Below are 22,990 nucleotides of genomic sequence, written 5' to 3' on the forward strand. Positions count from 1 at the left end.
GGTTAACTTTTTCCTTCATAAAAGCATTTCCTACATCTCGCCTCGTAACTGTCTTTTTCTCCTAGAAGAACTTTGTCTTTGGTGTCTGTGAGTCTGTAGGAGTAGGATGCCAAATCCCCACAGTTCATACAGATTGCATGAACTTTTGTGACATATTCTGCTATGGCTAGGAGTTGCGGCATGGGCTCGAATGCCTTTCCTTCAAAATCCATATCCAAGCCTGCGAGAATCACTCTTTTTCCACCATTTGCCAAAACATTGGCGATGTGCACAATATGATTGTCAAAAAACTGCACTTCATCGATTCCCACCACATCACAATCTCCTGCTAGGAGAAGGATGTCTTCGGCAAAATTAACTGGTGTTGATCGGATGGCGTTTTCATTGTGCGAGACCACATCAAGGTCATGATATCTCTTGTCAATAGATGGCTTAAAAATCTCAACTTTTTGCTTCGCAATCAAGGCACGATTCAATCGGCGGATTAACTCTTCGGTCTTCCCGGAAAACATCGATCCACAGATCACCTCAATGTGACCTTTTTTATCTTTTTTATTTTTTATACTTATAAATGGCTCTATAAACATTTTTTCTTTTTAAAATAAGACTTGAGACGTGAGACACAAGAAGTAAGACATAAGACACAAGATTCAAGATTTAAGCACCTATCTCACTACACCCCAACGTTTCACTTTTTAAACCTTCCAACTTTGCATCCGCTTAGCAAGACCAATCTTACAATTTTTTAATCTTATAATTTTACAATCCGCTCTGGCGGACAAGTTCTTCCAATCTCGCTACTCCCCAACTTTTCAACTTTAAAACCTTCCAACCTTACATCCGCATAGCAAGACCAATCTTCCAATTTTTTAATCTTATAATTTTACAATCCGCTTTATCGGAAGAGTTCTTCTAATGTCACTACTTCCTAACGTTTCAACTTTAAAACCTTCCAACCTTACATCCACTTAGCAAGACCAATCTTCCAATTTTTTAATCTTATAATTTTACAATCCGCTCTTTCAGAAAAGTTCTCCCAATCTCACTACTCCCCAACTTTTCAACTTTAAAACCTTCCAACCTTACATCCGCATAGCCATTGTCTTTCAACTATAATCCATGTGTGGAAATTTATTTGCTTCTGCGACCTTGATTTTTAGTGTGCCTGACATCAATTCAGCTTGGCAAGTTAATCTTTCATTCAATTTTAATCTTTCTTTTTCTCTAAAAAATTCCTCTCTATCTGTAAGAGGGCTTAAGTTTTTTATTCCTTCCGTGATGATCATTTTGCAGGAGGTACATCTTCCTTTTTTACCACAAGCGTGCATCCAATCGATGAAGTTTTCGTGAATTAACTCAATAACTTTACGCTTACTTTCTTGAGAAATAATTTCTTTGTTATTTAGATTCTCAATTATAATTTTCAGCATGATTTCTGCTCCACTTAATATTAAAATTACCGAATTATGAGTGTCAAAATTAATAGCAAATATTTAGAAAACTATGCAATTGAGTTCTCTAAGAAAGTTTGCGATCAATACTTTTCCTCTAAAAAGTATATGACAGGTACAGAAATTCTTGGTCTAACACCTTCCAAGCAGGTTAATTTCTTTGTGATCAAGTCTTTGTTTGAAGCTTGGCATGCTGAGTTAGAAAAACTAAAAAGTAATCCCTATTTCGACTACAGAGATAACAACGTTCATCGAGCACTGAATGAATTCATGAACGTGCTTTCAAGATCAATCAAGATTGATAGAGAAAATTTTGAGCCTTTATTAGGTGAAGCAGTCGCATTTTCTATCCTTCTCGCTCTGGAGCCACTTTCTTTTTTCAAAAATGAGTTTGAGAAACCTGCCGCAGGAAGTGTCAATGATTTTTTGAAAGAGAATAAAAAGTATTACAAATGGCATACAAGTTTAATTGAAAACTTGATCGATCGTGCTGGAATTAGCCAAACAAAAGATGCGTATTTGGCTGCTTTGATTCAGAATTTCGATCAGCAAAAAGACAAATTGAAATCAGCAGAAGAATTACTTTCTGAGTTGAAAGAAACGCTTTATTTGGACTTCGATATTCTGTTTGAGGTGGTATCTGATCTTCCGAAAGTTTCCGAGCCAGAAACTGTACCTGAAGAGCAGTCGGACATTGTTGAGGAACAAGAAGTACAAATCAAGGAAGAAGTCGCAACCAAGGAAGAAGAGATTGTGGCGGTAGAAAAAGTAGAGGTCACTTCAAAAGTCTACAAAACCGCAGATTCCTCCCAAGCAATAGATCCTTTACAAGCATGGGCAAAATTCGAGTCAGAGCAATACAGTGTGATGAAAGGGACTATTGGTGAGCTTTCAGAAAGTATTGGTATCAATCAAAGATTTATGTTTACCAAAGAACTCTTTGACGGAAACCCTGACCTGATGAAGCATGCCCTAAAGTCCATCGATCAATGTGATAGCTTTATGGAGGCGATTTCTTTCGTCAATGAAAGGTATGTGGCAGAATTGAATTGGGATAAAAATTCTGAACCTGTAGAGGAATTTCTTCAATTGATTTTCCGGAAATTTGATCAAAAAGGATAGCACTCCTTTTATTCATTTTTAAATCTCCATCAAAGAACTATTTGGTGGAGATTTTTTAATTTTAGGGAGATTATTTTTTCTCAACTACTCTATTTTCTATTTATCCATATTATCTACCATTTCTAATACTCGACTTTGTTTGCTGTATTCTATTGACTACTTTTTGGTTTAAATCCTCTTGCAGCATCTAAATCTATCGATCCTTGACGCAAAGAGATTCCTGTTTTTTACTCAAACAAATAATTATGATAAAACGAACACCCACAGTAAGTCGCTTAGGACTTCTTCTACTCGGCTTTTTGATCCTATCTGTACAGGCTGTTTTTGGACAGCGAATACCAACTCCTGAAGAGCATTTTGGATTTGGGATGGGAAAAGATTACCACGTCTCCAATTACACCCAAACAGAAGCTTACTTTAAAAAAGTAGCAGAGATTTCTGATAGAGCAAAATTAGTCTCTATTGGAAAAACAGAAGAAGGTAGAGATCAATGGATGATGATCGTTACATCGCCAGAGAATCACAAGAATTTGGATAGATTCAAAGAGATCTCTGTGAAAATGGCTCGTGCTGAAAACATGACTGAAGCAGATGCAAGAGCTTTGGCAGATCAAGGGAAAGCAGTCGTTTGGATTGATGGCGGGTTACACTCCACTGAAACTGTAGGGACGCATCAATTGACAGAGACGATATATAATGTACTCTCTCGAAATGATAAAGAAAATCAAAGAATACTCGAAAATGTAGTCATTCTGTTTGTTCATGCCAATCCCGATGGACACGAAAAGATCGGCAATTGGTACATGAGAAACCCTGAGCCAGAGAAGAGAAGTCTTTCAGGGCTGCCCGTTTTATATCAAAAATATATTGGGCATGATAATAACAGAGATTTTTATATTCAGAATATGAAGGAATCTGTGAATATGGGGCATCAGCTTTTTGTAGAATGGATTCCTCAAGTGATGTACAATCACCACCAAAGAGGACCTGCAGGGTCTGTTTTGGCCGGACCTCCCTACAGAGATCCATTCAATTATGTATTTGACCCGATGATGGTCACAGGAATTGATGCTGTTGGAGCGGCGATGTACAATAGGCTGAATGCTGAAAGTAAGCCTGGATTTACCAGAATGAATGGTTCTTCTTTTTCTACTTGGTATAATGGAGGTTTGAGAACAACAACCCATTACCACAATATCATAGGAATTCTAACGGAAATCGTGGGTGGTCCAAATCCTGAATCTATTCCATTGGTTCCAGATAGATTGGTGCCAAATGCAAATACGCCATTCCCCGTTACTCCTCAAGAAACTTGGAGATACCAGCAATCCATAGACTATTCAGTATCCTTGAATTATGCGGTTTTGGATTATGCGGCTAGAAATAGCGATCATCTGTTATATAACATGTATAGCATGGCTAAAGGCTCCGTGCAACGTGGAAGTCAGGATTATTGGACGCCATTTCCGAAAAAGGTAGAGGCGATAAAAACTGCCTATGCAGAATCAAGAACCAATGGTCAAGGTGGATCACGTTGGGGAATTCCAGCTGTTTTTTATGATAGCATTTACCAAGCACCTGAAAAACGTGATCCTAGAGGATTTATCATTCCTTCAGATCAAAAGGACTTTCCAACAGCAGTTAAGTTTATCAATGCTTTGATCAAAACTGGTATCAGAATAGAGAAAGCCAATAATCAATTCCAAGTTCAAGGAAAAACCTATCCTAAGGGCTCTTATGTAGTAAAAACAGATCAGGCATTTAGGCCACATATCATTGATATGTTTGAGCCGCAGGATTATCCTAATGACTTCCAATACCCTGGAGGACCTCCAATTCGTCCTTATGATGCGGCAGGATGGACATTGGCTTTCCAGATGGGTATTGAGTTTGACAGAATTCTTGAAGGATTCGATGGCCCTTTCGAAACATTGACTTATGGCGTTTTGGAATCTCCGATAGAAAGTACTTTGACAGAGTCAAGAAATGGATTTTTGATTAGCAGTGTTCATAATGATGCCTTTGCTATCGCAAATGAACTCTTGAAGAAAGGAGTGAAGGTTTCTCGTACAACTAAGGCTGTTGAAGGGATGCCTACGGGATCATTTTATATTCCTGCCAATGGATATAAAGTTCTTGCTGATTATGGAAAGAGTTTTGGGGTAGAAATCAAATCTGCTAAATCTCAACCGAGTGATTTGAAGCCAATCAAACCTTCAAGAGTAGCATTATATGACAATTATGGAGGGTCTATGCCAAGTGGTTGGGTGAGATGGATTTTAGAGCAGTATAATTTTGAATTTGAATTGATCTTTGCGAAAGAAATAGATCAAGGAAATCTAAACTCAAAATATGATGCGATTCTATTTATCAGTGGTGGAATCCCTAATGTAGGAAGCACAGGTGGTTCAAGAGGACCTAAAGAAGAAGATATCCCAGCAGAATATCATCATATGATTGGTGGGATTAGTACAGATAAATCAATCCCACAACTGAAAACTTTCATCGAAAATGGAGGAAAAGTAGTAGCTGTAGGTTCAGCATCTATTTTGGCATATCATCTTGATTTGCCTGTAAGAAATGCCTTGGTTGAAATCCAGAGAGATGGTTCAGAAAGGTCATTGCCAGGAGAGAAATATTACGTGCCGGGCAGTGTTTTGCAAACAAAAATCAATACGCAGGCAACTCAAAATTGGGGGATGGATGAGAATTCTTTTGTCTTATTCAATAACAACCCTGTATTTAAATTTAAGCCAGAAGCCAAACTTCAAGGAATTCAAGCTTTGAGTTGGTTTGACTCACAGACACCATTGAGAAGTGGCTGGGCTTGGGGAGAAGCTTATTTGGAAGATGGAATTACAGGTTTTGTAGCTCCGATTGGGAAAGGTGAATTGGTAGTTTACACACCAGAAATCACCTATAGAGCACAATCTCACGGAACTTTCAAGATGTTATTCAATAATCTTTATCAGTAATCAAGTTTAGTTTTAAATCAAAAGCCTTCCAATCAAAATTCAGATTGGAAGGCTTTTTTATTGTAAAAGAACTAAGGATAACATTTCTTAAATGTTACTTTTTACTCATTTTTTTAGCATCCGAAATATTCAACTTTATTTGAAGCACTGATAACTATCATCCATTACCCGCTACAATTCAAATATTTAATCAACTTTAGGGATTTCAATGGATAATTACTTTAATTCATTCTGCCTAGCATTTGAATTCTATGAGAGTCAAGTTTGATAAAAATGAAAAGGAGAATTGTAAAAGCCCATAGTGAGGAACCTCCATAACTAAAGAAAGGAAGTGGAATCCCAATTACTGGAAAAAGGCCAATAGTCATTGCAATATTGACCATAAAATGGAAAAATAATATAGAAATCACGCAGTATCCGTATACTCTCGAAAACCTTGTTTTTTGTCTTTCAGCAAGAAATACGAGTCTGATGAGCAAAGTACAGAAGAGTGTAATCACAACCAAACTTCCCAACCAGCCAAATTCTTCACCAAGTGTGCAAAAGATAAAATCCGTATGTTGTTCGGGAACAAAGTCAAATTTGGTTTGTGTACCTTCCAAATAGCCTTTCCCTACAAAACCACCAGAACCAATGGCAATTTTTGATTGTGTCACGTTCCAGCCTACTCCTAATGGATCTAAATCTGGGTTGAAAAGTACCATAATCCTATTTTGCTGGTGTTGCGGGAGTTTAGACACCGCATAATCTAAGCTATATACATAGCCGATCAATAATACACCAATAACTGCGAAGGAAATGATTCTTGATATTTTCTTCTTACCTAAAAAAATCAAGAGTAAAACGATAGCGGAGATGCCAAAAACTAAATAAAGGTTATTTTCTATCCCCAAAGCCAAAAGAGAAATAGCGATAAAAGTTAAAGCTAGAACATAATAGCGCTGAGGCATTCCTTCCCTGTAAAGCATAATGAAAAAAGCAAAATATACCATCGCCGTACCAGTATCAGGTTGTAGCATAATCAAGATAACAGGGATCATGATGATTGTTAGTGCCTGAAGCTGGTATTTCATTTGACTGAGGTCAAAACTAGGACGCTCCATAAACTTTGCCAATGCCAATGCAGTCGCAAATTTGGCAAATTCAGAAGGTTGGATTCGGACAGAGCCAATACCAACTGTTAGTATCTGACCATTTACTTCCTTTCCAATAAAAGGAGTAGCTATCAATAGGATCATAAAAAAAACATATAGTATCATAGAAAGATTATCATACAAGCGATAATCTGCTACCATAATTAAAAGAATGAATATTACTCCTGCACAAATTCTTAAAAGTTGCTGGCCTGAGTTAATAGACAAATCAAAAATACTTTTGGCATTTTGTTCATCAAAAACTGCCGCATAGATATTGAACCAACCTATGATGACTAGCGCAGCATAGATTAGTATGGAAATCCAGTCAATTTTATTAATGTATAAGTCGTCTTGTCTCAAATTACATGAATTTACCTATTAAGACATAATCTTCTAGATCTAATCTAGCGACCTCTCTTTTGATGTATTTTTCTATCATCAAACTTGCTGTACTTGCTGCTGCGCGTCCACCCCAGCCTGCATTTTCTACATACACAGCAATGGCGATTTTAGGATCTTCTTTAGGTGCAAAAGCGATAAAAACTGAGTGATCTTCACCTTGAGGGTTTTGGGCCGTTCCAGTTTTTCCCGCTAAGGTGATATCCGGCATAGCCGCTCTCGCTGCGGTTCCATAAATTGCTTCTGCCATAGCATCTTGAATCAAATCAAAATGATGTGCATCGACGCCCACTTCTCGCCTTGTCCTGTAGTCCTTGTTAATTTTTGTATTGTCCCCATCGATTGCCTTGATTAAATGTGGGGTATAATAATAACCTTTATTGGCAAAAATGGCTGCGAGGTTAGCCATTTGAAGCGGGGTAACCATCATCTCTCCTTGACCAATAGAAAGAGAGTAAATCGTAGAATATTTCCATCTACCCGACCCATAGATTCTATCATAATAGCTGCTTGAAGGAATGCTACCTTTACTTTCACCAGACATATCAATACCCAAAGATCCACCCAAACCAAACTGAAGCACTTTGTCTCTCCATAAGTCTAAGCCGATTTCGGTATCTTTAAAAGTATTACTCGACACTTCTCTATTAATCATCGCGCGATATGCTTGATGGTAATATGGATTGCATGAATTCCTGATCGCTCCAAATAGATTTACTGGAGAAGGATGGTTATGGCAAGCCACAAGGGACCTGTTGCATGCATATGTTGTATTAGGCGTCAAAACCCCCATCTGAAGTCCTATTAAAGACTGGACAATTTTGAAAATTGACCCTGGAGGGTACATGGCCATGATTGGCCTATTGAAGAGTGGCTTTGTCTCATCCTTATTTAATACCCCAAAATTGGAACCAAACTTTGACCCAGCCAGTAAGTTTGGATCGTAGGTTGGGGCAGAAATCATCGCTAATATCTCTCCTGTTTTGGGTTCTATCGCTACTACGGAACCGACCTTGCCTGCCATCAGTTTTTCCCCATATTGCTGAAGCTCGAGATCGATGGTGGAGGTAAGATTTCTTCCTGCTACGGAAGCAGTGTCATAATCTCCGTCTTTAAAAGATCCTTTATCAATGCCTCGGACATTGACCATTTTATACTTTACGCCTTTTACTCCACGGAGTTCTTTTTCATAAAATCCTTCCAAACCGCTCAAGCCTACAAAATCTCCTTGTCGATAATAGTTCGTAGTATCTCTTTCAAGTTGCCTTCCGCTAATTTCACCAATATAACCGAGGGTATTTGCAGCGCTTGCTTGGGGATAAGATCTGACTGCACGCGTAGTTACAAACAGACCAGGATAATCAATCAAATAATCTTGAATTTTAGCAAATTCAGTAGTGGACACCTGTGGGATAAGAATCGATGGTTTGACAGAAGAATATTTTCTTGCAGCTGTATATTTTTCGATTAGTTCTTCTTTCTCGATGTTGAAAATCTCACAAAACCTTGTGGTATCTTTTACATTAAACTCTTTCGGAATGACCATCAAGTCAAAAATAGGGTTGTTGTAAACCATAATTTTACCTGTCCGGTCGTAAACAAGACCTCTATAAGGATGATCTACAAGTCTCTGCACAGCATTACGTTCAGCTCTTTTCAAAAAGCTGTCGTCCGCCACTTGAATCATAAATAGTTTGGTCAACAATACGATTCCAATCAGTATAATCACAACAATGATGGTAATCGGTCTTTGTTCGTTCATTATAATCCTCTCCTTCTTCTGTAGAATAACAGTTGAACAATAATACTCATTACAAATACAAAAATAGCACTCGCTATAATTTTTTGAACGACAGGAACAAATAAATCAGTACCCATACTTTCAATAAAAAAAAAGAAGCTGTTGAAAATGATCAAGAGGGGTAAACTGTAGGTGGTAAACCAGCCAAACCCCATATTCAAAAGAGAAGGCTGCAGATCCTCATCATAGCCTCCTGTTGGTGTTAAAATTTTGATCCAAGGTCTTCTTATAAATGCAATTGTCAGTAAACTTGCCGTATGAATTCCTAAGGTATCATAAAAAAGATCCACAGCTAACCCCATTACAAATGCGATCAATAACGTTGGGATAGTTTTCGTTTCGATAGGAAGTAAAAGCAAATAGAGGATGTACAAAAAGCAAAAAGCAGCACCAAAAAGCACTAGGTTTTTGAGTACTAAAATTTGCACCAAGAGGTAGATAATAAATCCACCAACTAAAAGAAAGATTTTATTGGCGTTCATTGATCAGCTCGGAATTAATGTATAAAGAATCTAACTCTGCTTCTATTGTGTTTTCTACCAAATAAACATAGGAAACTCTTGTAAAGTCGGTTGAGAGCTCGACTGTGATGTCAAGATAATTGGTGTCCGTTCCTTGATTAACCTCAAGTATTTTTCCGATTGCTATGCCTTCGGGAAATACAGCATTATATCCCGAGGTTACAATCTTATCTCCAACTTGTACTTTGACGTGCCTTGGGACATAGAGCAGTTTTGCGTTTTTGGGACTTGCTCCGTCCCATTTGATAGACCCGAAAACCTCAGTAGATTCTATTTTTGAGGAGACTAGAAGTTCTGTATGTAAAAGAGAAATGACTGTTGCAAAATTATCTGAAACGCCCTTAACCCGTCCCACGACACCTTGACCATTGAAAACACCCATTCCAGGTTTGATTCCTTGGTTAGCTCCTTTATTTAACGTGAGATGATTTTGGCTAAGCCTGATGGAATTGTTGATTACTTTCGCACCTTTGAATTCAAAACTCGCCATCAATGTGCTGTCTAATTCGATAAACACACTGTCAGCAGGTTTTCTATACATTTCTAATTCTGCCAAAAGCTCAGCGTTAGTGTCTACTAAACGTGTATTGACTTCTCTTAAAGAAAAATATTCTGAGACATTATTTTTAGTGCCTAATATTTTACCACTCAATTGATTAGAGCTATTAAAGAAAACCGAACCTTGTTGAGTATTATAAGATACGATAAGCCAAATAGCGATAACCTCTAATAAAATGAATAAAAGAAATGCTCTTAAACTGTATAGAAATAGTAAGATGCGCTGCATTCTTCATTAACTCATCAAAACGGTTCTGAAATTGGAAATATTTTTCAAGGCGGTTCCAGTTCCTCTTACAACAGCTCTTAGTGGATCTTCAGCGATATGAATAGGTAATTTTGTCTTTTGGTGAAGTCTTTTGTCTAGACCTTTGAGCAAAGCACCACCACCAGTAAGGTGAATACCATTGTCATAAATATCAGCTGACAATTCTGGTGGGGCAATTTCCAAGGCCTTCAAAACAGCCTCTTCAATTTTAGATACTGATTTGTCTAAGGCAAAAGCAATCTCTGAGTAAGAAACTTTGATAACCTTTGGGATACCTGTCATCAAATCTCTTCCTCTGATTTCATAATCTTCAGGAGCATCATCTAATTCAGTCAAGGCAGATCCGATCGCGATCTTCACTTTCTCCGCTGATCTTTCCCCTATGAGAAGGTTGTGTTGTCTTCTCATGTAATCTAAGATGTCCTTTGTAAAGGTATCACCAGCTACTCTGATAGACTGATCAGCAACTATTCCTGAAAGCGCAATCAAGGCAATTTCTGTCGTACCACCTCCAATGTCAACTATCATGGAGCCCATTGGCTTTTCAATATCAATTCCAATACCTATCGCTGCTGCAATAGGTTCATAGATCATGTAAACTTCTTTGGCGCCTGCATGCTCAGCGGAGTCACGTACTGCTCTTTTTTCAACCTCGGTGATTCCAGAAGGGATACAAATTACCATTCTGTGAGATTGAGGGAACATACCTTTTTTATGACCAGGAATCATTTTGATCAACCCTCGGATCATCTGCTCTGCAGCGTAAAAGTCAGCAATCACACCATCTTTCAGAGGTCGGATAGTTTTGATGTTTTCATGCGTCTTTTCATGCATGTTCATCGCGTCTTTTCCAACAGCTAAAACCCTATTGGTCGTCCTGTCTATCGCAATGATAGAAGGTTCATCTACCACGATTTTGTCCTTGTGAATGATAAGCGTATTTGCAGTACCTAGATCGATAGCAATATCACTGGAGAAAAAATCGAATAATCCCATTATGTCTGTTGGTTGAATTTTTATGTGAATTTGTTAAAGTTAGCATTATAGATGCATAACATGAAACGCGGGAAGGCAAAATTATTATCTTAATTGCAATTTCTTATCATAATGTCTTTTTTTTTTGAAACATTGTTTCATTTCGCTTAAAGTAGGTGCTGATCACCGTTTTTTTACCTATCTAATAGGTATGCTAACAGTGAGTTGATGCTCTTGGAGCAATTGATATACCAACTCCTCATTATGCTATGGAAATTTGCCTTTGACAAAGGTAGGTTGTTTGATTTCAGTTACTTTATATTATTCTGTATGTAGAGACTCTTTTTTAATTAGAAATAATTTTATTAAATTTGTGCCGTATTAGCCGAATATTAGGAGGGGACGACAGTCCCCTCTTTCATTATGGTAAATTGTAATATGAGTTTAAGAAACACAATAGAAGAAATAGTAGAGAAGCATTTGCCAGATGAAGAACACTTCATCGTCGAAATTCAGCTGATTGAAAATGTAAGTAAACCACAGCTCAAAATCCTCATTGATGCAGATCATGGTATAAAAATTGATACCTGTGCTTTTATTAGCAGACAAGTTGGAGAAGAAATCGAAGCAAAAGAATTGCTTGCTGATGCCTATGTTTTGGAGGTTTCATCTCCTGGAGTAGATTATCCGCTCAATTCTAAAAGACAATATTTAAAAAATGTCGGTAGAAAACTCAAAGTAACCTTGACAGATGGAAAGGAAATTGAGGGAGAACTTCTATCAGTAGGTCCTTCGGATATCAAGTTGAAGGTAGTGAAAAAAGAAAAGGGAAAGAAAGCCACCGAAGAGGAGGTTGAGTTCACCTTAGAAGAAATAAAGAAATCAATTGTACTAGTCTCTTTTAAGTAAAAAAAATGGATGCTAAAGTTCTTATAGAATCATTTGCAGAATTTGCAAGATCAAAAAATGTAGATCGTCCAACAATGATCCGCATTCTCGAAGATGTGTTTAGAGCGATGATTCGCAAGAAATACGAAACAGACGAAAATTTCGATGTGACGATAAATGCAGATAAAGGTGATCTTGAAATATTGAGAATTAGGGAAATCGTAGACGACAACTCTGAAGATATTTGGGATTTTGATAAAATCAGTGTTACAGACGCGAGGAAAATCGAACCGGATTTTGAAGTTGGAGAAGAAGTCTACGAGAAGATAGAGCTAGAAGACTTTGGCCGTAGAGCTGTTATGATGGCTCGTCAGACACTGATTCAGAAAATTAAGGATCTTGAAAAAGATTTACTTTTCAATCAATACGAAGAATTAGTAGGAGAGATCATTTCTGCAGAAGTATATCAAATACTTGGTAGAGAAGTGCTTTTGATGGACGGTGATGGCAATGAGCTCATCCTTCCAAAAGGAGAGCAGATTCCAAAAGATAGATTTAGAAAAGGAGATTCTGCCAGAGCTATTGTCCATAAAGTAGAAATGGTCAACGGTAATCCAAGAATTATTCTTTCTAGAACTTCTCCAATATTCCTAGAAAGACTGTTTGAAAATGAAGTTCCTGAGGTATTTGATGGTTTGATCACAATCAAAAAGATTGTAAGAGAGCCAGGTGAGAGAGCTAAAGTAGCAGTTGAATCTTATGATGACAGAATTGATCCAGTAGGAGCATGTGTGGGGATGAAGGGAAGTAGAATTCATGCTGTCGTGAGGGAATTGCAAAACGAGAATATCGATGTGATCAATTATACAGAGAATTTAGATTTGTATGTCTCTCGTGCTCTTAGTCCAGCAAAAGTTATATCAATTCAGCCAGATCACGAAAAGAAAAGGATTTCGGTTTATATGAAGCCTGATCAAGTATCTATGGCAATCGGAAAAGGAGGATTTAATATCCGACTAGCAAGCCGTTTGGTTGGATATGAAATCGATGTATTCAGAGAATTGAATGAAATCGAGGATGAAGAAGATGTAGTCTTGGATGAGTTTGGAGATGAAATCGAAGATTGGGTAATTGATGAATTGAAAAAGACAGGATTAGATACAGCGAAAAGTGTACTTTCTTTAACGAAAGAAGACTTGTTGAGAAGAACTGAGCTTGAAGAAGAGACCATTGACGAGATCTTCAGAATATTAAAACAAGAATTTGAACAATAAATAAAGACCAATTTACCCAAATATAGGTCTTATATTTGCCAAAGAATTAGAAAGAGGTTTTTAGCGTATGTCAGAAGAAAAAATGATGAGACTTGGCCAAGTCGCCAGAAAACTCAACGTAGGAATAGCTACGATTGTGGAATCTATGGCTAAAAAGGGCTTTGAAGTCGAAAACAACCCCAATTCTAAGATCAGCATGGATCAATACAGTGTGCTGGCCAAGGAATTTAAGTCCTCCGCTCAAGAGAAGGAAGAGGCATCCCACCTTTCTATAGGTAAACGTCATCATGAGACATTTACTATAGAAGCAGATTCAGATGCTCGAGAAGAGTCTAAGCCTGTGCCTGTCAAGGAGGAGAAAAAAGTAGAAGCAAAAGAGCCCGCTCCAGCACCAAAGCCTGAGCCAACTCCTGCTGCTCCTGAAAAAGAAAAAGTAGAGGAACCAAAGGTTACGCCTGAAGCGCCTAAATTACCTGGCATAAAAGTGTTAGGAAAAATAGACCTTTCTCCAAAAGCCGAACCGACTCCTGCTCCTAAAAAAGTAGAGAAGGCAATCGAAAAGCCTAAGGAAGAAGTAAAGCCTCAACCTAAAAAAGAAGAGGCTCCAAGAAAAGAGTTCAAAAAGGAAGAAAAGAGCACTCAGGCTGTGAAGCCTCAGCAAAATGACAACGCTAAAACACAAAAACCTGCTCCAATTACTTCTAACAAGCCAACTCCTAAAGAGCAAGCACCAAAACAGCAGGAACCAAAACCTGTTGTCGTTCCAGCTAAACCTGAAGTGGTACCACAACAAGTTATTGCTGCGAAAGCTGATTCTTTGAAGGGATTGACCGTTTTGGGTAAGATAGAATTACCAACTGACAAGCCTAAGAAAAAAGGTAAGCCAGTTGCATCTTCTGACGAGAGAAATAAGGACAAAAAGAAACGAGTTCGTAAGAGAATAGATAAAAATACACCTGGAGGTGACGCTGCAAAGGGCGGAGCTGCCGCTGGAGGAGCAAGACCTGCCACACCTGGACAACCGCAAGGAGGACATCGTGCTGGAGGAGGTCCAAATAGTAGAGAGAGAAGAAGTCCGCAGGGAAGACCAGGACAAGGAGGAGGAAGACCCGCTCAAGGAGGTCATGCTGGAGGACGTGTTCAGAAAGCTGAACCTACTCAGAAAGAAATCCAAGATCAAATTAAGCAAACACTTGCTAGACTTCAAGGTGGTAAAGCTGGTGGAGGTAAAGGGAAGAATAGAAGAGATAAGAAAGCCGAAAGAAGTAGAGATACTGAAGATGGAATCGAAGAAAGCAAAGTTTTAAAAGTAACTGAGTTTATCTCAGCCAATGACTTGGCTTCCTTGATGGACGTTTCAGTTAATCAGGTAATTTCAACTTGCATGTCTTTGGGAATGTTCGTTTCGATCAATCAAAGACTAGATGCGGAAGCAATTACTATTATTGCTGACGAGTTTGATTATGAAGTTGAATTCACTAAATCTGATGAGGAAGAGAATTTCGTAGAAGAAATTGATAATCCAGAAGATCTTGTTACAAGAGCTCCGATCGTCACAATCATGGGACACGTAGATCATGGTAAGACTTCCCTTCTTGATTATATCAGAAGAGCGAAAGTTACTGATGATGAGGCGGGTGGAATTACCCAGCACATTGGTGCGTATGATGTGATGACCAACACTGGAGAAAAAATCGCATTCCTAGATACACCAGGTCACGAGGCATTTACTGCCATGCGTGCACGTGGTGCGAAAATTACGGATGTTGCAATCATAGTTGTAGCTGCGGATGATGACATCATGCCGCAAACAAAAGAAGCTATCAATCACGCTCAAGTAGCTGGCGTACCAATGATCTTTGCGATCAATAAAATTGATAAGCCAAATGCTAATCCGAATAAGATTAAAGAGCAATTGGCAAATATGAATCTACTAGTAGAAGAATGGGGTGGTAAATACCAATCTCAAGATATCTCAGCAAAAGTAGGTACGGGTATAGAAGAATTGCTTGAAAAAGTACTTCTAGAGGCTGAAGTTCTTGAACTTACTGCCAACCCTAATAAAAATGCTGTCGGAACTGTAGTTGAAGCATCTCTAGACAAAGGTAGAGGATATGTGACTACAGTGATGGTGCAGGCAGGTACACTTAGAGTAGGTGATGTGATGCTAGCAGGTCAACATTATGGTAAAGTAAAAGCCATGTTTGATCACAAAGGTAAAAAGCTGAAAGAAGCAGCACCATCTACACCAGTGCAGGTACTTGGGCTTGGCGGCGCACCTCAAGCAGGTGATACTTTCAAAGTTTACGATTCTGAAAGAGAGGCGAGAGAAATTGCCAATTCTAGAGAGCAGATCCAAAGAGAGCAAAGTATGCGTACCAAGAAACACATCACATTGGATGAAATCGGACGTAGATTGGCTATCGGTAGCTTTAAGGAATTGAATATCATCATCAAAGGTGATGTGGATGGATCAGTCGAAGCATTGTCAGATTCCTTATTGAAATTGTCTAAAGACGAAGTTTCTGTAAATATCATTCACAAAGGTGTGGGTCAGATCTCTGAATCCGATGTATTGTTGGCCTCAGCTTCTGATGCAATCATCATTGGTTTCCAAGTAAGACCTTCTCCAAATGCGAAGAAGATCGCAGAACAAGAAGAGATCGAAATCAGACATTACTCTATCATCTATGATGCGATTAACCAAATCAAAGATGCAATCGAAGGAATGCTTGAGCCAGAATTTGAAGAAATCATCACTGGTAATATCCAAGTGAGAGAAATATTCAAAATCTCTAAAATTGGTACTGTTGCAGGTTCTTATGTTACAGATGGTTTCATTACCCGTAAGAATAAGATCAGAGTTATCCGTGATGGTATTGTAGTTCACGATGGTGAAATCGATCAGTTGAAGAGATTCAAAGACGATGTGTCTGAAGTGAAAGCAGGCTACGAATGTGGTATTTCAATTAAGAAATTCAACGATATCCTTGTTGATGATACGATTGAGGGTTACACCATGCAAGAGATCAAGCGCAAGAAATAATCAATTTATAAATCATTAAAAGGAACTTCCGCAAGGTTGTTCCTTTTTTTATTTCCTATGAGAGAGGCTATCCATATTTTTCTTCAAATCCTCGTTGTTTTCAGTGTCATTTCATTGATTTTGGGATTATATAAACCTGTTTTAGCCCTTTGGTTTTTAGATCGTTTCAATAGATTGAAAGTATTGAAAATATATGGTTTGGCACTACTTATTTTTGTGCTCCTAATATTTTTGAATAATATCTTTTGATATGGTGGCTTTTGGGTAATTTTAATTATTTTTGATTTTAAAATTCCCTAAGATTGAGAAAAGTTATCTCCATATTACTTCTAAGCGTGTTTGCTTTGTACCATTTTGGGTACTATGGATTTTATTATTCTCTCAATTTTAGATTAGAATCATATTGGACTGATAAGATATTCGAAACTGAAGAGTCTACTGAGGAGATTATGGAGATCCCTATTTCTGTTCCATACATGGCAGATCAGTCCGATTTTCAGGTTACAAATACTACATTTGAAAAAGACGGGAAAAATTACCGGGCTGTAAAGCAGAAGTATTCAAATGATACCTTACAAATTGTCTATGTTCCTGATACAGCAAAGAGCAAGCTTAATAATGTTGTGAAAAAGTGGATCACTTCGTTAGTGTCAGATGAAATTCCCACAGAAAATAGCAATTCTTTACTTTCAAAAATATTCATAAAGGATTACACCAAGCCCAATCAAGACTTTGTGTTTGCACCTTTCATGAATCAAGAGAAGAACTACATAGGGTTTATTTTTTCACCTTATAATGAATTATTCCTCAGTAATAATACTCCTCCTCCAGAATTGGTTTGATTTAAACCATTCATCATTGGCTATTTTCTTTAGATAATCACACATTAAAATTCAGCTTTTGTGGAGAGGATTCTATGTTTTCAAAGGGGTTTGTTGTACATAGATGATTTTCTCTTCATGCTGTGTTTCTGTTGATTATTCAAAAAGCAATGAATTGTCCACTTTCCGAAGGTGCATGCGATTATCTTGTTTATCACAGGTGTCATGTAATTTATTGGCTGGGCAAAAAACTAATATACCCCACCAAAGCTTCAGTTTTGGTGGGGGACTTAGCCATTTTTTGAATGAACTGATTTTTAAAAAAACAAACTCAAATTTTAACTTAATAATTAATATAAAAAGATTATTACCCATATTCCTTGGTATAATTGTGCCATTTTTTGTACAAATTGAAATCCTTGCCCAAGGCTGCGTGGCGATTAGGCAATTTACGGGTATCGGAAACGCAGTTGGACAAGGAAATATCCTTGAAAAAGGAGAATGGAATATTAGCTCAAATTATCGCTATTTTAAGTCATTCCGACACTTCAGTGGTACAGAAGAGCACCCAAATCGAGTTGCAGACAATACCGAAGTGATTAACTGGTCGCATGGAGTGGATTTAAATGTAAGTTATGCCATTTCGGAGAGAGCTTATGCTGTAGTTTCATTGCCTTTTGCATATAATGAAAGGAGTTCTTTATATGAACATGGAAGAAATTCACGCCACATGACTTATTCTAAAGGATTGGCAGATATGCGAATTGGGGCTGGCTATTGGTTGCTACCTTCAGAAAAAGCGAAGAAAGGAAATACAGCAATAGGTTTAGGAATCAAAATCCCAACGGGCGATTACAATGCCCAAAGTACTTTTTATAATGTAGGTCCAAATGGTACTTCAGAAGTAAGACCTGTTGATCAATCTATTCAGTTAGGAGATGGTGGATTGGGACTAATATTAGATGCGCAGGGGATTTGGAATTTGCGCTCTAATTTCTTTTTATACTATGATGGATTCTATATGTTCAATCCAAGAAATACCAATGGGACTATGACAAATAGGAGCAGAGCATCTGAATCAATCATGAGTGTTCCTGATCAGTTTGCTTTCAGAGCAGGTCTTTTTAAACCAATTCCTAGGCTTCATGGACTGGGAATTTCATTGGGAGGAAGAGCTGAAGGAATTCCAATAAGAGACTTGATTGGAGAAAGTGATGGGTTTCGTAGACCTGGATATATTGTTTCTATTGAACCAGGGATTAGTTACATGTTGGGTAATTTTACCACGACTTTAACTGTTCCAGTGGCATTGATCAGGAATCGAACTAGGAGCCTCACAGATATTGCTGATTCCACACCAGATAATCGTAGGCATGGAGATGCTGCCTTTGCAGATTATCTAATCAATGTAAATTTGGCTTGGAGGATACCGAAGAAAGTAAAAAGTGTATTTAATAATATTGAATAATTATACATATCAAAAGGAGATTAGCTTTTAAGGCTAGTCTCCTTTCTCAAACTTTTCCCTGCCAAAAGAATCAAAGCCAATGATAAAATAAATAGAATCACTGCGATTCCTGTTAGAATGTATCCTTGATTTTGGAAATTCTTCCAAGCAAATAATGCCAAGGAAGTTAAAGTAACTGTGAACATAAAGAACATCGGAATCAAGACAAAGGTAGCATTGGTCTTTTGTCTGATGAGATAAACGGAGATTGCCAATAATGCCAATGCTGCCAAAAGTTGGTTTGCGGATCCGAAGATGGGCCATAAGACACTGAAACCTCCAGATGTCAATAGAAGCACCGAAAGTACAATGACAATACTTGTTGACAGGTAGCGATTTTTTGCAAGCTTCACACCGATAGGATTTTTCACATCTTCGAAATATTCCTGAAAGGTAAATCGAGCCAATCGTGTACAAGTATCCAAAGTTGTCAATGCAAATGCGGATACTGTCAATGCAACGAATCCAATCCCAAACCCTTCTGATATCCCTAAGCTAGAGATAATATTTCCCAAGCCATTGGCAAATAAAGGCACGGGACCTAAAGTGTCTATTTTCTCTAGATACTCCGCTCTTGATAGGACAACTACCGCTGCAACAGCAATAATTGCTAGAAATGATTCAATCAACATGCCTCCAAATCCTACAATTTTCGCATCGCTTTCTTTGTCTATTTGCTTTGAGGTAGTTCCTGAAGCGACCAAAGAATGAAACCCACTGATTGCACCGCAGGCGATAGTTACAAATAAAACAGGGAAGATATATCCTAAATTCTCAGAAGTAAAATGAATGTCATTATCCATTACAATCGTAGGGTTGGCGATAAAAACACCAATAACTGCTGCGATGATTAATCCATAAAGTAAAAAACTATTTAAATAATCCCTTGGCTGAAGAAGCATAGACATGGGAGTAACCGAAGCAATAAATGCATAAGCTAATAAAATGTAAATCCAAGTTTGATAATCTAGGACAATTGGAAATTGCATTCCGAGATACACAAAATAATACATTAAGACGATTCCAATAACTGAAATGAGAATAAAAGCCAGTTTTTTATCTCCAACAGCCTTACTTACAAACCCAAATAATACAGCCAAGATGATAAAAAGCAGAGATGCTGATGCCACTCCAGGATTACTGACAAAAGTTTTAGCAATAATATCTGCAAAAACACCAATGATAAGGATCAAAGTAGAAAAGCTAAAAAGGATGAAAAGTTGCTTACCTCTGTAGCCAATGTTGTTTTGGATAATTACTCCAATTGATTTCCCTTGGTTTTTTAAAGAAGCAGCCATACTCCCTAAATCATGAACCGCACCAAAAAATATCCCGCCAATTAGAATCCAAATCACAGCAGGAATCCAACCAAAGGTGAGTGCGATAATGGGGCCTACTATCGGCCCAGCACCTGCAATGGACGCGAAATGATGTCCTAATACAACTATTGGTTTACTTGGGATATAGTCAATTCCATCAGAATATTGATGTGAAGGGGTGATATTTTTATTGTCTAGTTTGAATTTTTTGAATACATATTTTCCATAAATAAAATATGCAGCAATCAATATAAGAGCAGATAGACTCAATAAAGTGATTAGATTCATGCTAATAGACAAGTTTAGGTTTTGAGACTTGAATATCATGCTTATTCAGCAGAATACAAATATCAACTTAGATCAAGGGTGATTTTGTCTAATTAATAGATTTTTTTAAATGTTGCTTTTGATTTAATGTTTAGCTCAAAATATTGGTATATAGGGATTTAGATGAATTGACTTTGAGGAACTTAAGAGGTTAATTTTATTTAATGGATATAAGCTATAAATTTGTAATCCCTGAAATAAATATTCGGGGCTTAACAAGGATAAATTATGGCTTGGTTTAAAAGAACAGATAAAGGAATAAAGACCTCAACAGAGGAAAAGAAAGATGCTCCTGATGGCCTGTGGTTTAAAACACCCAAAGGTAATATTATTCATACACGTGAATTAAAGCATAATTCTTACGTTTGTCCCGATGATGATTATCATGTAAAGATTGGGTCAAAAGAATATTTTGAAATATTATTTGATGGAAATAAATTCAAGGAGATCGATGCGAATATGACATCGGGAGATCCTTTGAAATTTGTTGATACCAAACCTTACTCTTCAAGAATAGAAGCAACAATCGCCAAAACAGAGCTGAATGATGCCGTAAGGACAGCGGTTGGAAAAATGAATGGCTTGGACTTGGTCGTTTCATGTATGGATTTCAATTTTATTGGAGGGTCGATGGGATCTGTGGTAGGTGAAAAAATTGCAAGAGCGATAGATTATTCATTGAAAGAGAAAATCCCATTTTTGATGATATCCAAGTCAGGTGGCGCTAGAATGATGGAAGCAGGTTTCAGTTTAATGCAAATGGCCAAGACTTCTGCGAAATTAGCACTTTTGGATAAAGCTGGAATTCCTTATATATCAATGTTGACAGATCCGACAACTGGAGGAGTTACCGCTTCTTATGCGATGTTGGGTGATTTCAACATTGCAGAACCTGGAGCTTTGATAGGTTTTGCAGGTCCAAGGGTCATTAGAGAGACGATTGGTAAAGATCTTCCAAAAGGTTTTCAAAGCTCAGAATTTGTTTTGGAACATGGATTCTTAGATTTTATCATCGATAGAAGGCAGTTGAAGAACAGATTGACAACTTTGCTAAACTTACTGAACAATTAATCAGTTATACAATAGACAAGAGCAAAGATAAAAATGGCAAAATTCATATAGATTTTGGCCTTATTTATCTATTTATAAATATATTTGTATTCCCTAAGTAGGGGCTAAATACTGAAAAATTAAAAGTAAAAATTATCATTAAATGGGTTCAGTAATTATTACCTCGATTGTAGCATTTACTCTGATTATTTTGCTACTCGTTTTTATCCTTTTGTTTGCCCAATCTAAGTTAGTCAACTCTGGAGACGTAAGAATCATCGTAAATGGTGATGAAAGCAATCCAATTGTGACATCCGCAGGTTCAACCCTGTTGAATACTCTGGGTAACAAAAAAATCTTCTTACCATCCGCTTGTGGTGGAGGTGGTACTTGCGCAATGTGTAAGTGCGTGATTGAAGATGGTGGTGGAGAAGTTCTGCCAACAGAAGAGGGTCACTTGAGTAGAGCAGAAAAGCAAGGTAATGTAAGATTGTCATGTCAAGTAAAAGTAAAGCAAGACATGAAAATCAGAATTCCAGAAGAAATTTTTGGAATCAAGAAGTGGGAATGTGAGGTTGTATCTAACTATAACGTATCCACATTTATCAAAGAATTTAAAGTAAAACTTCCAGAAGGAGAAAATCTCGACTTTGAATCTGGTGGGTATATCCAAATTGACGTTCCTGCAGTTACAGTGAACTTCAAAGACATGGATATCACTCCACATCCAGATTTGGGTCACCCTCAGGATGTATATCAAAGTGATTGGGATAAATTCGGTCTTTGGGATTTGGTGATGAAGAATGATGAAGAGTTGTTCAGAGCTTACTCCATGGCCAACCACCCTGCTGAAGGTAATATTGTTATGTTAACAATTAGAATTGCCACTCCACCTTGGGATAGAGCGAATAATAAATGGATGGATGTTAATCCAGGAGTTTGTTCTTCGTATGTTTTCGCGCAAAAACCTGGTGATAAGGTAACCATCTCTGGTCCTTATGGTGAATTCCACATCAATCCAACGGATAGAGAGATGATTTACATAGGTGGTGGTGCAGGTATGGCTCCGTTGAGATCTCATATTTTCCATTTATTCCACACGGAAAAAACTGATAGAAAAGTTTCTTACTGGTACGGAGGTAGATCTAAAAAAGAATTGTTCTACACGCCACAATTTAGAGATATAGAAAAGGACTTTCCAAACTTCAACTTCCATATAGGCTTGTCAGAGCCTTTACCAGAAGATAACTGGAAAGTGAAAAAGTCTTTGGAAGATAGAGAAGGAGATGGATACGTAGGTTTTATTCACCAAGTTCTTTATGATAATTATTTGAAAGATCACCCAGATCCAGATGAAGTAGAATTCTACCTTTGTGGTCCTCCATTGATGAATGCAGCTGTATTGAAGCTTCTAGATGATATGGGAGTTCCTCAAGAAAACATCAGATTTGATGACTTTGGAGGTTAATTTATAAATTGAGTCCCGCAATAGCGGGACTTTTTTATTTCACTCTGATTTTTTTACTTATTTTTGAAAAAGACTTAGCTACAC

17 protein-coding genes are annotated in these 22,990 nt (G+C 37.6%); 9 read left to right on the forward strand and 8 right to left on the reverse strand.

Features of this window, described 5'->3' with window-relative positions; translation table 11 throughout:
• Positions 1 to 2 precede the first annotated feature (2 nt).
• Both IEV57_RS10310 and IEV57_RS10315 read right to left on the reverse strand, forming a co-directional pair.
• Positions 3 to 587, reverse strand: coding sequence for a thymidine kinase (locus tag IEV57_RS10310; protein WP_188442423.1), 585 nt, complete (start codon positions 585 to 587; stop codon positions 3 to 5).
• A 519-nt stretch (positions 588 to 1,106) separates the two neighbouring features.
• On the reverse strand, positions 1,107 to 1,430 hold the full coding sequence (locus tag IEV57_RS10315; protein ID WP_188442425.1) for a 2Fe-2S iron-sulfur cluster-binding protein: 324 nt from the start codon (positions 1,428 to 1,430) through the stop codon (positions 1,107 to 1,109).
• A 36-nt stretch (positions 1,431 to 1,466) separates the two neighbouring features.
• Here IEV57_RS10315 and IEV57_RS10320 point away from each other — a divergent pair, with 36 nt between their 5' ends.
• Both IEV57_RS10320 and IEV57_RS10325 read left to right on the forward strand, forming a co-directional pair.
• The gene (locus IEV57_RS10320; protein WP_188442427.1) at positions 1,467 to 2,573 is read left to right on the forward strand and encodes a DUF8457 domain-containing protein; all 1,107 of its coding nucleotides are present in this window, start codon (positions 1,467 to 1,469) and stop codon (positions 2,571 to 2,573) included.
• 245 nt (positions 2,574 to 2,818) lie between these two features.
• On the forward strand, positions 2,819 to 5,548 hold the full coding sequence (locus tag IEV57_RS10325; protein WP_188442429.1) for a M14 family metallopeptidase: 2,730 nt from the start codon (positions 2,819 to 2,821) through the stop codon (positions 5,546 to 5,548).
• 221 nt (positions 5,549 to 5,769) lie between these two features.
• Here IEV57_RS10325 and rodA read toward each other — a convergent pair whose 3' ends face one another.
• The 5 genes from rodA to IEV57_RS10350 are packed head-to-tail and all read right to left on the reverse strand — an operon-like array spanning position 5,770 to position 11,227.
• The gene (gene rodA / locus IEV57_RS10330; RefSeq protein WP_188442431.1) at positions 5,770 to 7,044 is read right to left on the reverse strand and encodes a rod shape-determining protein RodA; all 1,275 of its coding nucleotides are present in this window, start codon (positions 7,042 to 7,044) and stop codon (positions 5,770 to 5,772) included.
• Between the two features lies 1 nt (position 7,045).
• Complete coding sequence (mrdA, locus tag IEV57_RS10335; RefSeq protein WP_188442433.1) at positions 7,046 to 8,845, reverse strand: penicillin-binding protein 2; 1,800 nt, start codon at positions 8,843 to 8,845, stop codon at positions 7,046 to 7,048.
• Positions 8,845 to 9,366: a rod shape-determining protein MreD gene (locus tag IEV57_RS10340; RefSeq protein WP_188442435.1), complete on the reverse strand. Its 522-nt coding sequence runs from the start codon at positions 9,364 to 9,366 to the stop codon at positions 8,845 to 8,847. Before IEV57_RS10340 ends, mrdA begins: the two co-directional genes overlap by 1 nt.
• A complete protein-coding gene (gene mreC, locus IEV57_RS10345; RefSeq protein WP_188442437.1) occupies positions 9,353 to 10,192 on the reverse strand; it encodes a rod shape-determining protein MreC in 840 nt (279 codons plus the stop codon). Before mreC ends, IEV57_RS10340 begins: the two co-directional genes overlap by 14 nt.
• 6 nt (positions 10,193 to 10,198) lie before the next feature.
• A complete protein-coding gene (locus IEV57_RS10350; protein WP_014771234.1) occupies positions 10,199 to 11,227 on the reverse strand; it encodes a rod shape-determining protein in 1,029 nt (342 codons plus the stop codon).
• A gap of 417 nt (positions 11,228 to 11,644) precedes the next feature.
• On the opposite strand from IEV57_RS10350, the gene rimP reads away from it, so the two are divergent.
• The 5 genes from rimP (at position 11,645) to IEV57_RS10375 (ending at position 18,703) form a co-directional block, all read left to right on the forward strand.
• Complete coding sequence (rimP, locus tag IEV57_RS10355; protein ID WP_188442439.1) at positions 11,645 to 12,115, forward strand: ribosome maturation factor RimP; 471 nt, start codon at positions 11,645 to 11,647, stop codon at positions 12,113 to 12,115.
• A 5-nt stretch (positions 12,116 to 12,120) separates the two neighbouring features.
• On the forward strand, positions 12,121 to 13,368 hold the full coding sequence (nusA, locus tag IEV57_RS10360) for a transcription termination factor NusA (RefSeq protein ID WP_188442441.1): 1,248 nt from the start codon (positions 12,121 to 12,123) through the stop codon (positions 13,366 to 13,368).
• Positions 13,369 to 13,435: 67 nt separating this feature from the next.
• A complete protein-coding gene (gene infB, locus IEV57_RS10365; RefSeq protein WP_188442442.1) occupies positions 13,436 to 16,414 on the forward strand; it encodes a translation initiation factor IF-2 in 2,979 nt (992 codons plus the stop codon).
• A gap of 302 nt (positions 16,415 to 16,716) precedes the next feature.
• The gene (locus IEV57_RS10370; protein WP_188442444.1) at positions 16,717 to 17,256 is read left to right on the forward strand and encodes a hypothetical protein; all 540 of its coding nucleotides are present in this window, start codon (positions 16,717 to 16,719) and stop codon (positions 17,254 to 17,256) included.
• Positions 17,257 to 17,626: 370 nt separating this feature from the next.
• Entirely contained in the window at positions 17,627 to 18,703 is a 1,077-nt protein-coding gene (locus tag IEV57_RS10375; RefSeq protein WP_229744376.1) for a transporter, read from the forward strand.
• Positions 18,704 to 18,723: 20 nt separating this feature from the next.
• Here IEV57_RS10375 and IEV57_RS10380 read toward each other — a convergent pair whose 3' ends face one another.
• Positions 18,724 to 20,349: a carbon starvation CstA family protein gene (locus IEV57_RS10380; RefSeq protein ID WP_188442447.1), complete on the reverse strand. Its 1,626-nt coding sequence runs from the start codon at positions 20,347 to 20,349 to the stop codon at positions 18,724 to 18,726.
• Between the two features lie 267 nt (positions 20,350 to 20,616).
• Here IEV57_RS10380 and accD point away from each other — a divergent pair, with 267 nt between their 5' ends.
• Both accD and nqrF read left to right on the forward strand, forming a co-directional pair.
• A complete protein-coding gene (gene accD / locus IEV57_RS10385; RefSeq protein ID WP_188442449.1) occupies positions 20,617 to 21,459 on the forward strand; it encodes an acetyl-CoA carboxylase, carboxyltransferase subunit beta in 843 nt (280 codons plus the stop codon).
• A gap of 142 nt (positions 21,460 to 21,601) precedes the next feature.
• Positions 21,602 to 22,906 carry an NADH:ubiquinone reductase (Na(+)-transporting) subunit F gene (nqrF, locus tag IEV57_RS10390; protein ID WP_188442451.1) on the forward strand — a complete coding sequence of 435 codons (1,305 nt, stop codon included), beginning with the start codon at positions 21,602 to 21,604 and terminating at the stop codon, positions 22,904 to 22,906.
• Positions 22,907 to 22,990 lie beyond the last annotated feature (84 nt).

The sequence above is a fragment of the Belliella aquatica genome, assembly GCF_014637795.1.
Lineage (GTDB): Bacteria > Bacteroidota > Bacteroidia > Cytophagales > Cyclobacteriaceae > Belliella > Belliella aquatica.

Bases quoted from the DNA above. Each gene is read 5' to 3' on its own strand.
- IEV57_RS10310 (WP_188442423.1), bottom strand. From the start codon at position 587: ATGTTTATAGAGCCATTTATAAGTATAAAAAATAAAAAAGATAAAAAA.
- IEV57_RS10315 (WP_188442425.1), bottom strand. From the start codon at position 1,430: ATGCTGAAAATTATAATTGAGAATCTAAATAACAAAGAAATTATTTCT.
- IEV57_RS10320 (WP_188442427.1), top strand. From the start codon at position 1,467: ATGAGTGTCAAAATTAATAGCAAATATTTAGAAAACTATGCAATTGAG.
- IEV57_RS10325 (WP_188442429.1), top strand. From the start codon at position 2,819: ATGATAAAACGAACACCCACAGTAAGTCGCTTAGGACTTCTTCTACTC.
- mrdA (WP_188442433.1), bottom strand. From the start codon at position 8,845: ATGAACGAACAAAGACCGATTACCATCATTGTTGTGATTATACTGATT.
- IEV57_RS10340 (WP_188442435.1), bottom strand. From the start codon at position 9,366: ATGAACGCCAATAAAATCTTTCTTTTAGTTGGTGGATTTATTATCTAC.
- mreC (WP_188442437.1), bottom strand. From the start codon at position 10,192: ATGCAGCGCATCTTACTATTTCTATACAGTTTAAGAGCATTTCTTTTA.
- IEV57_RS10350 (WP_014771234.1), bottom strand. From the start codon at position 11,227: ATGGGATTATTCGATTTTTTCTCCAGTGATATTGCTATCGATCTAGGT.
- rimP (WP_188442439.1), top strand. From the start codon at position 11,645: ATGAGTTTAAGAAACACAATAGAAGAAATAGTAGAGAAGCATTTGCCA.
- nusA (WP_188442441.1), top strand. From the start codon at position 12,121: ATGGATGCTAAAGTTCTTATAGAATCATTTGCAGAATTTGCAAGATCA.
- infB (WP_188442442.1), top strand. From the start codon at position 13,436: ATGTCAGAAGAAAAAATGATGAGACTTGGCCAAGTCGCCAGAAAACTC.
- IEV57_RS10380 (WP_188442447.1), bottom strand. From the start codon at position 20,349: ATGAATCTAATCACTTTATTGAGTCTATCTGCTCTTATATTGATTGCT.
- accD (WP_188442449.1), top strand. From the start codon at position 20,617: ATGGCTTGGTTTAAAAGAACAGATAAAGGAATAAAGACCTCAACAGAG.
- nqrF (WP_188442451.1), top strand. From the start codon at position 21,602: ATGGGTTCAGTAATTATTACCTCGATTGTAGCATTTACTCTGATTATT.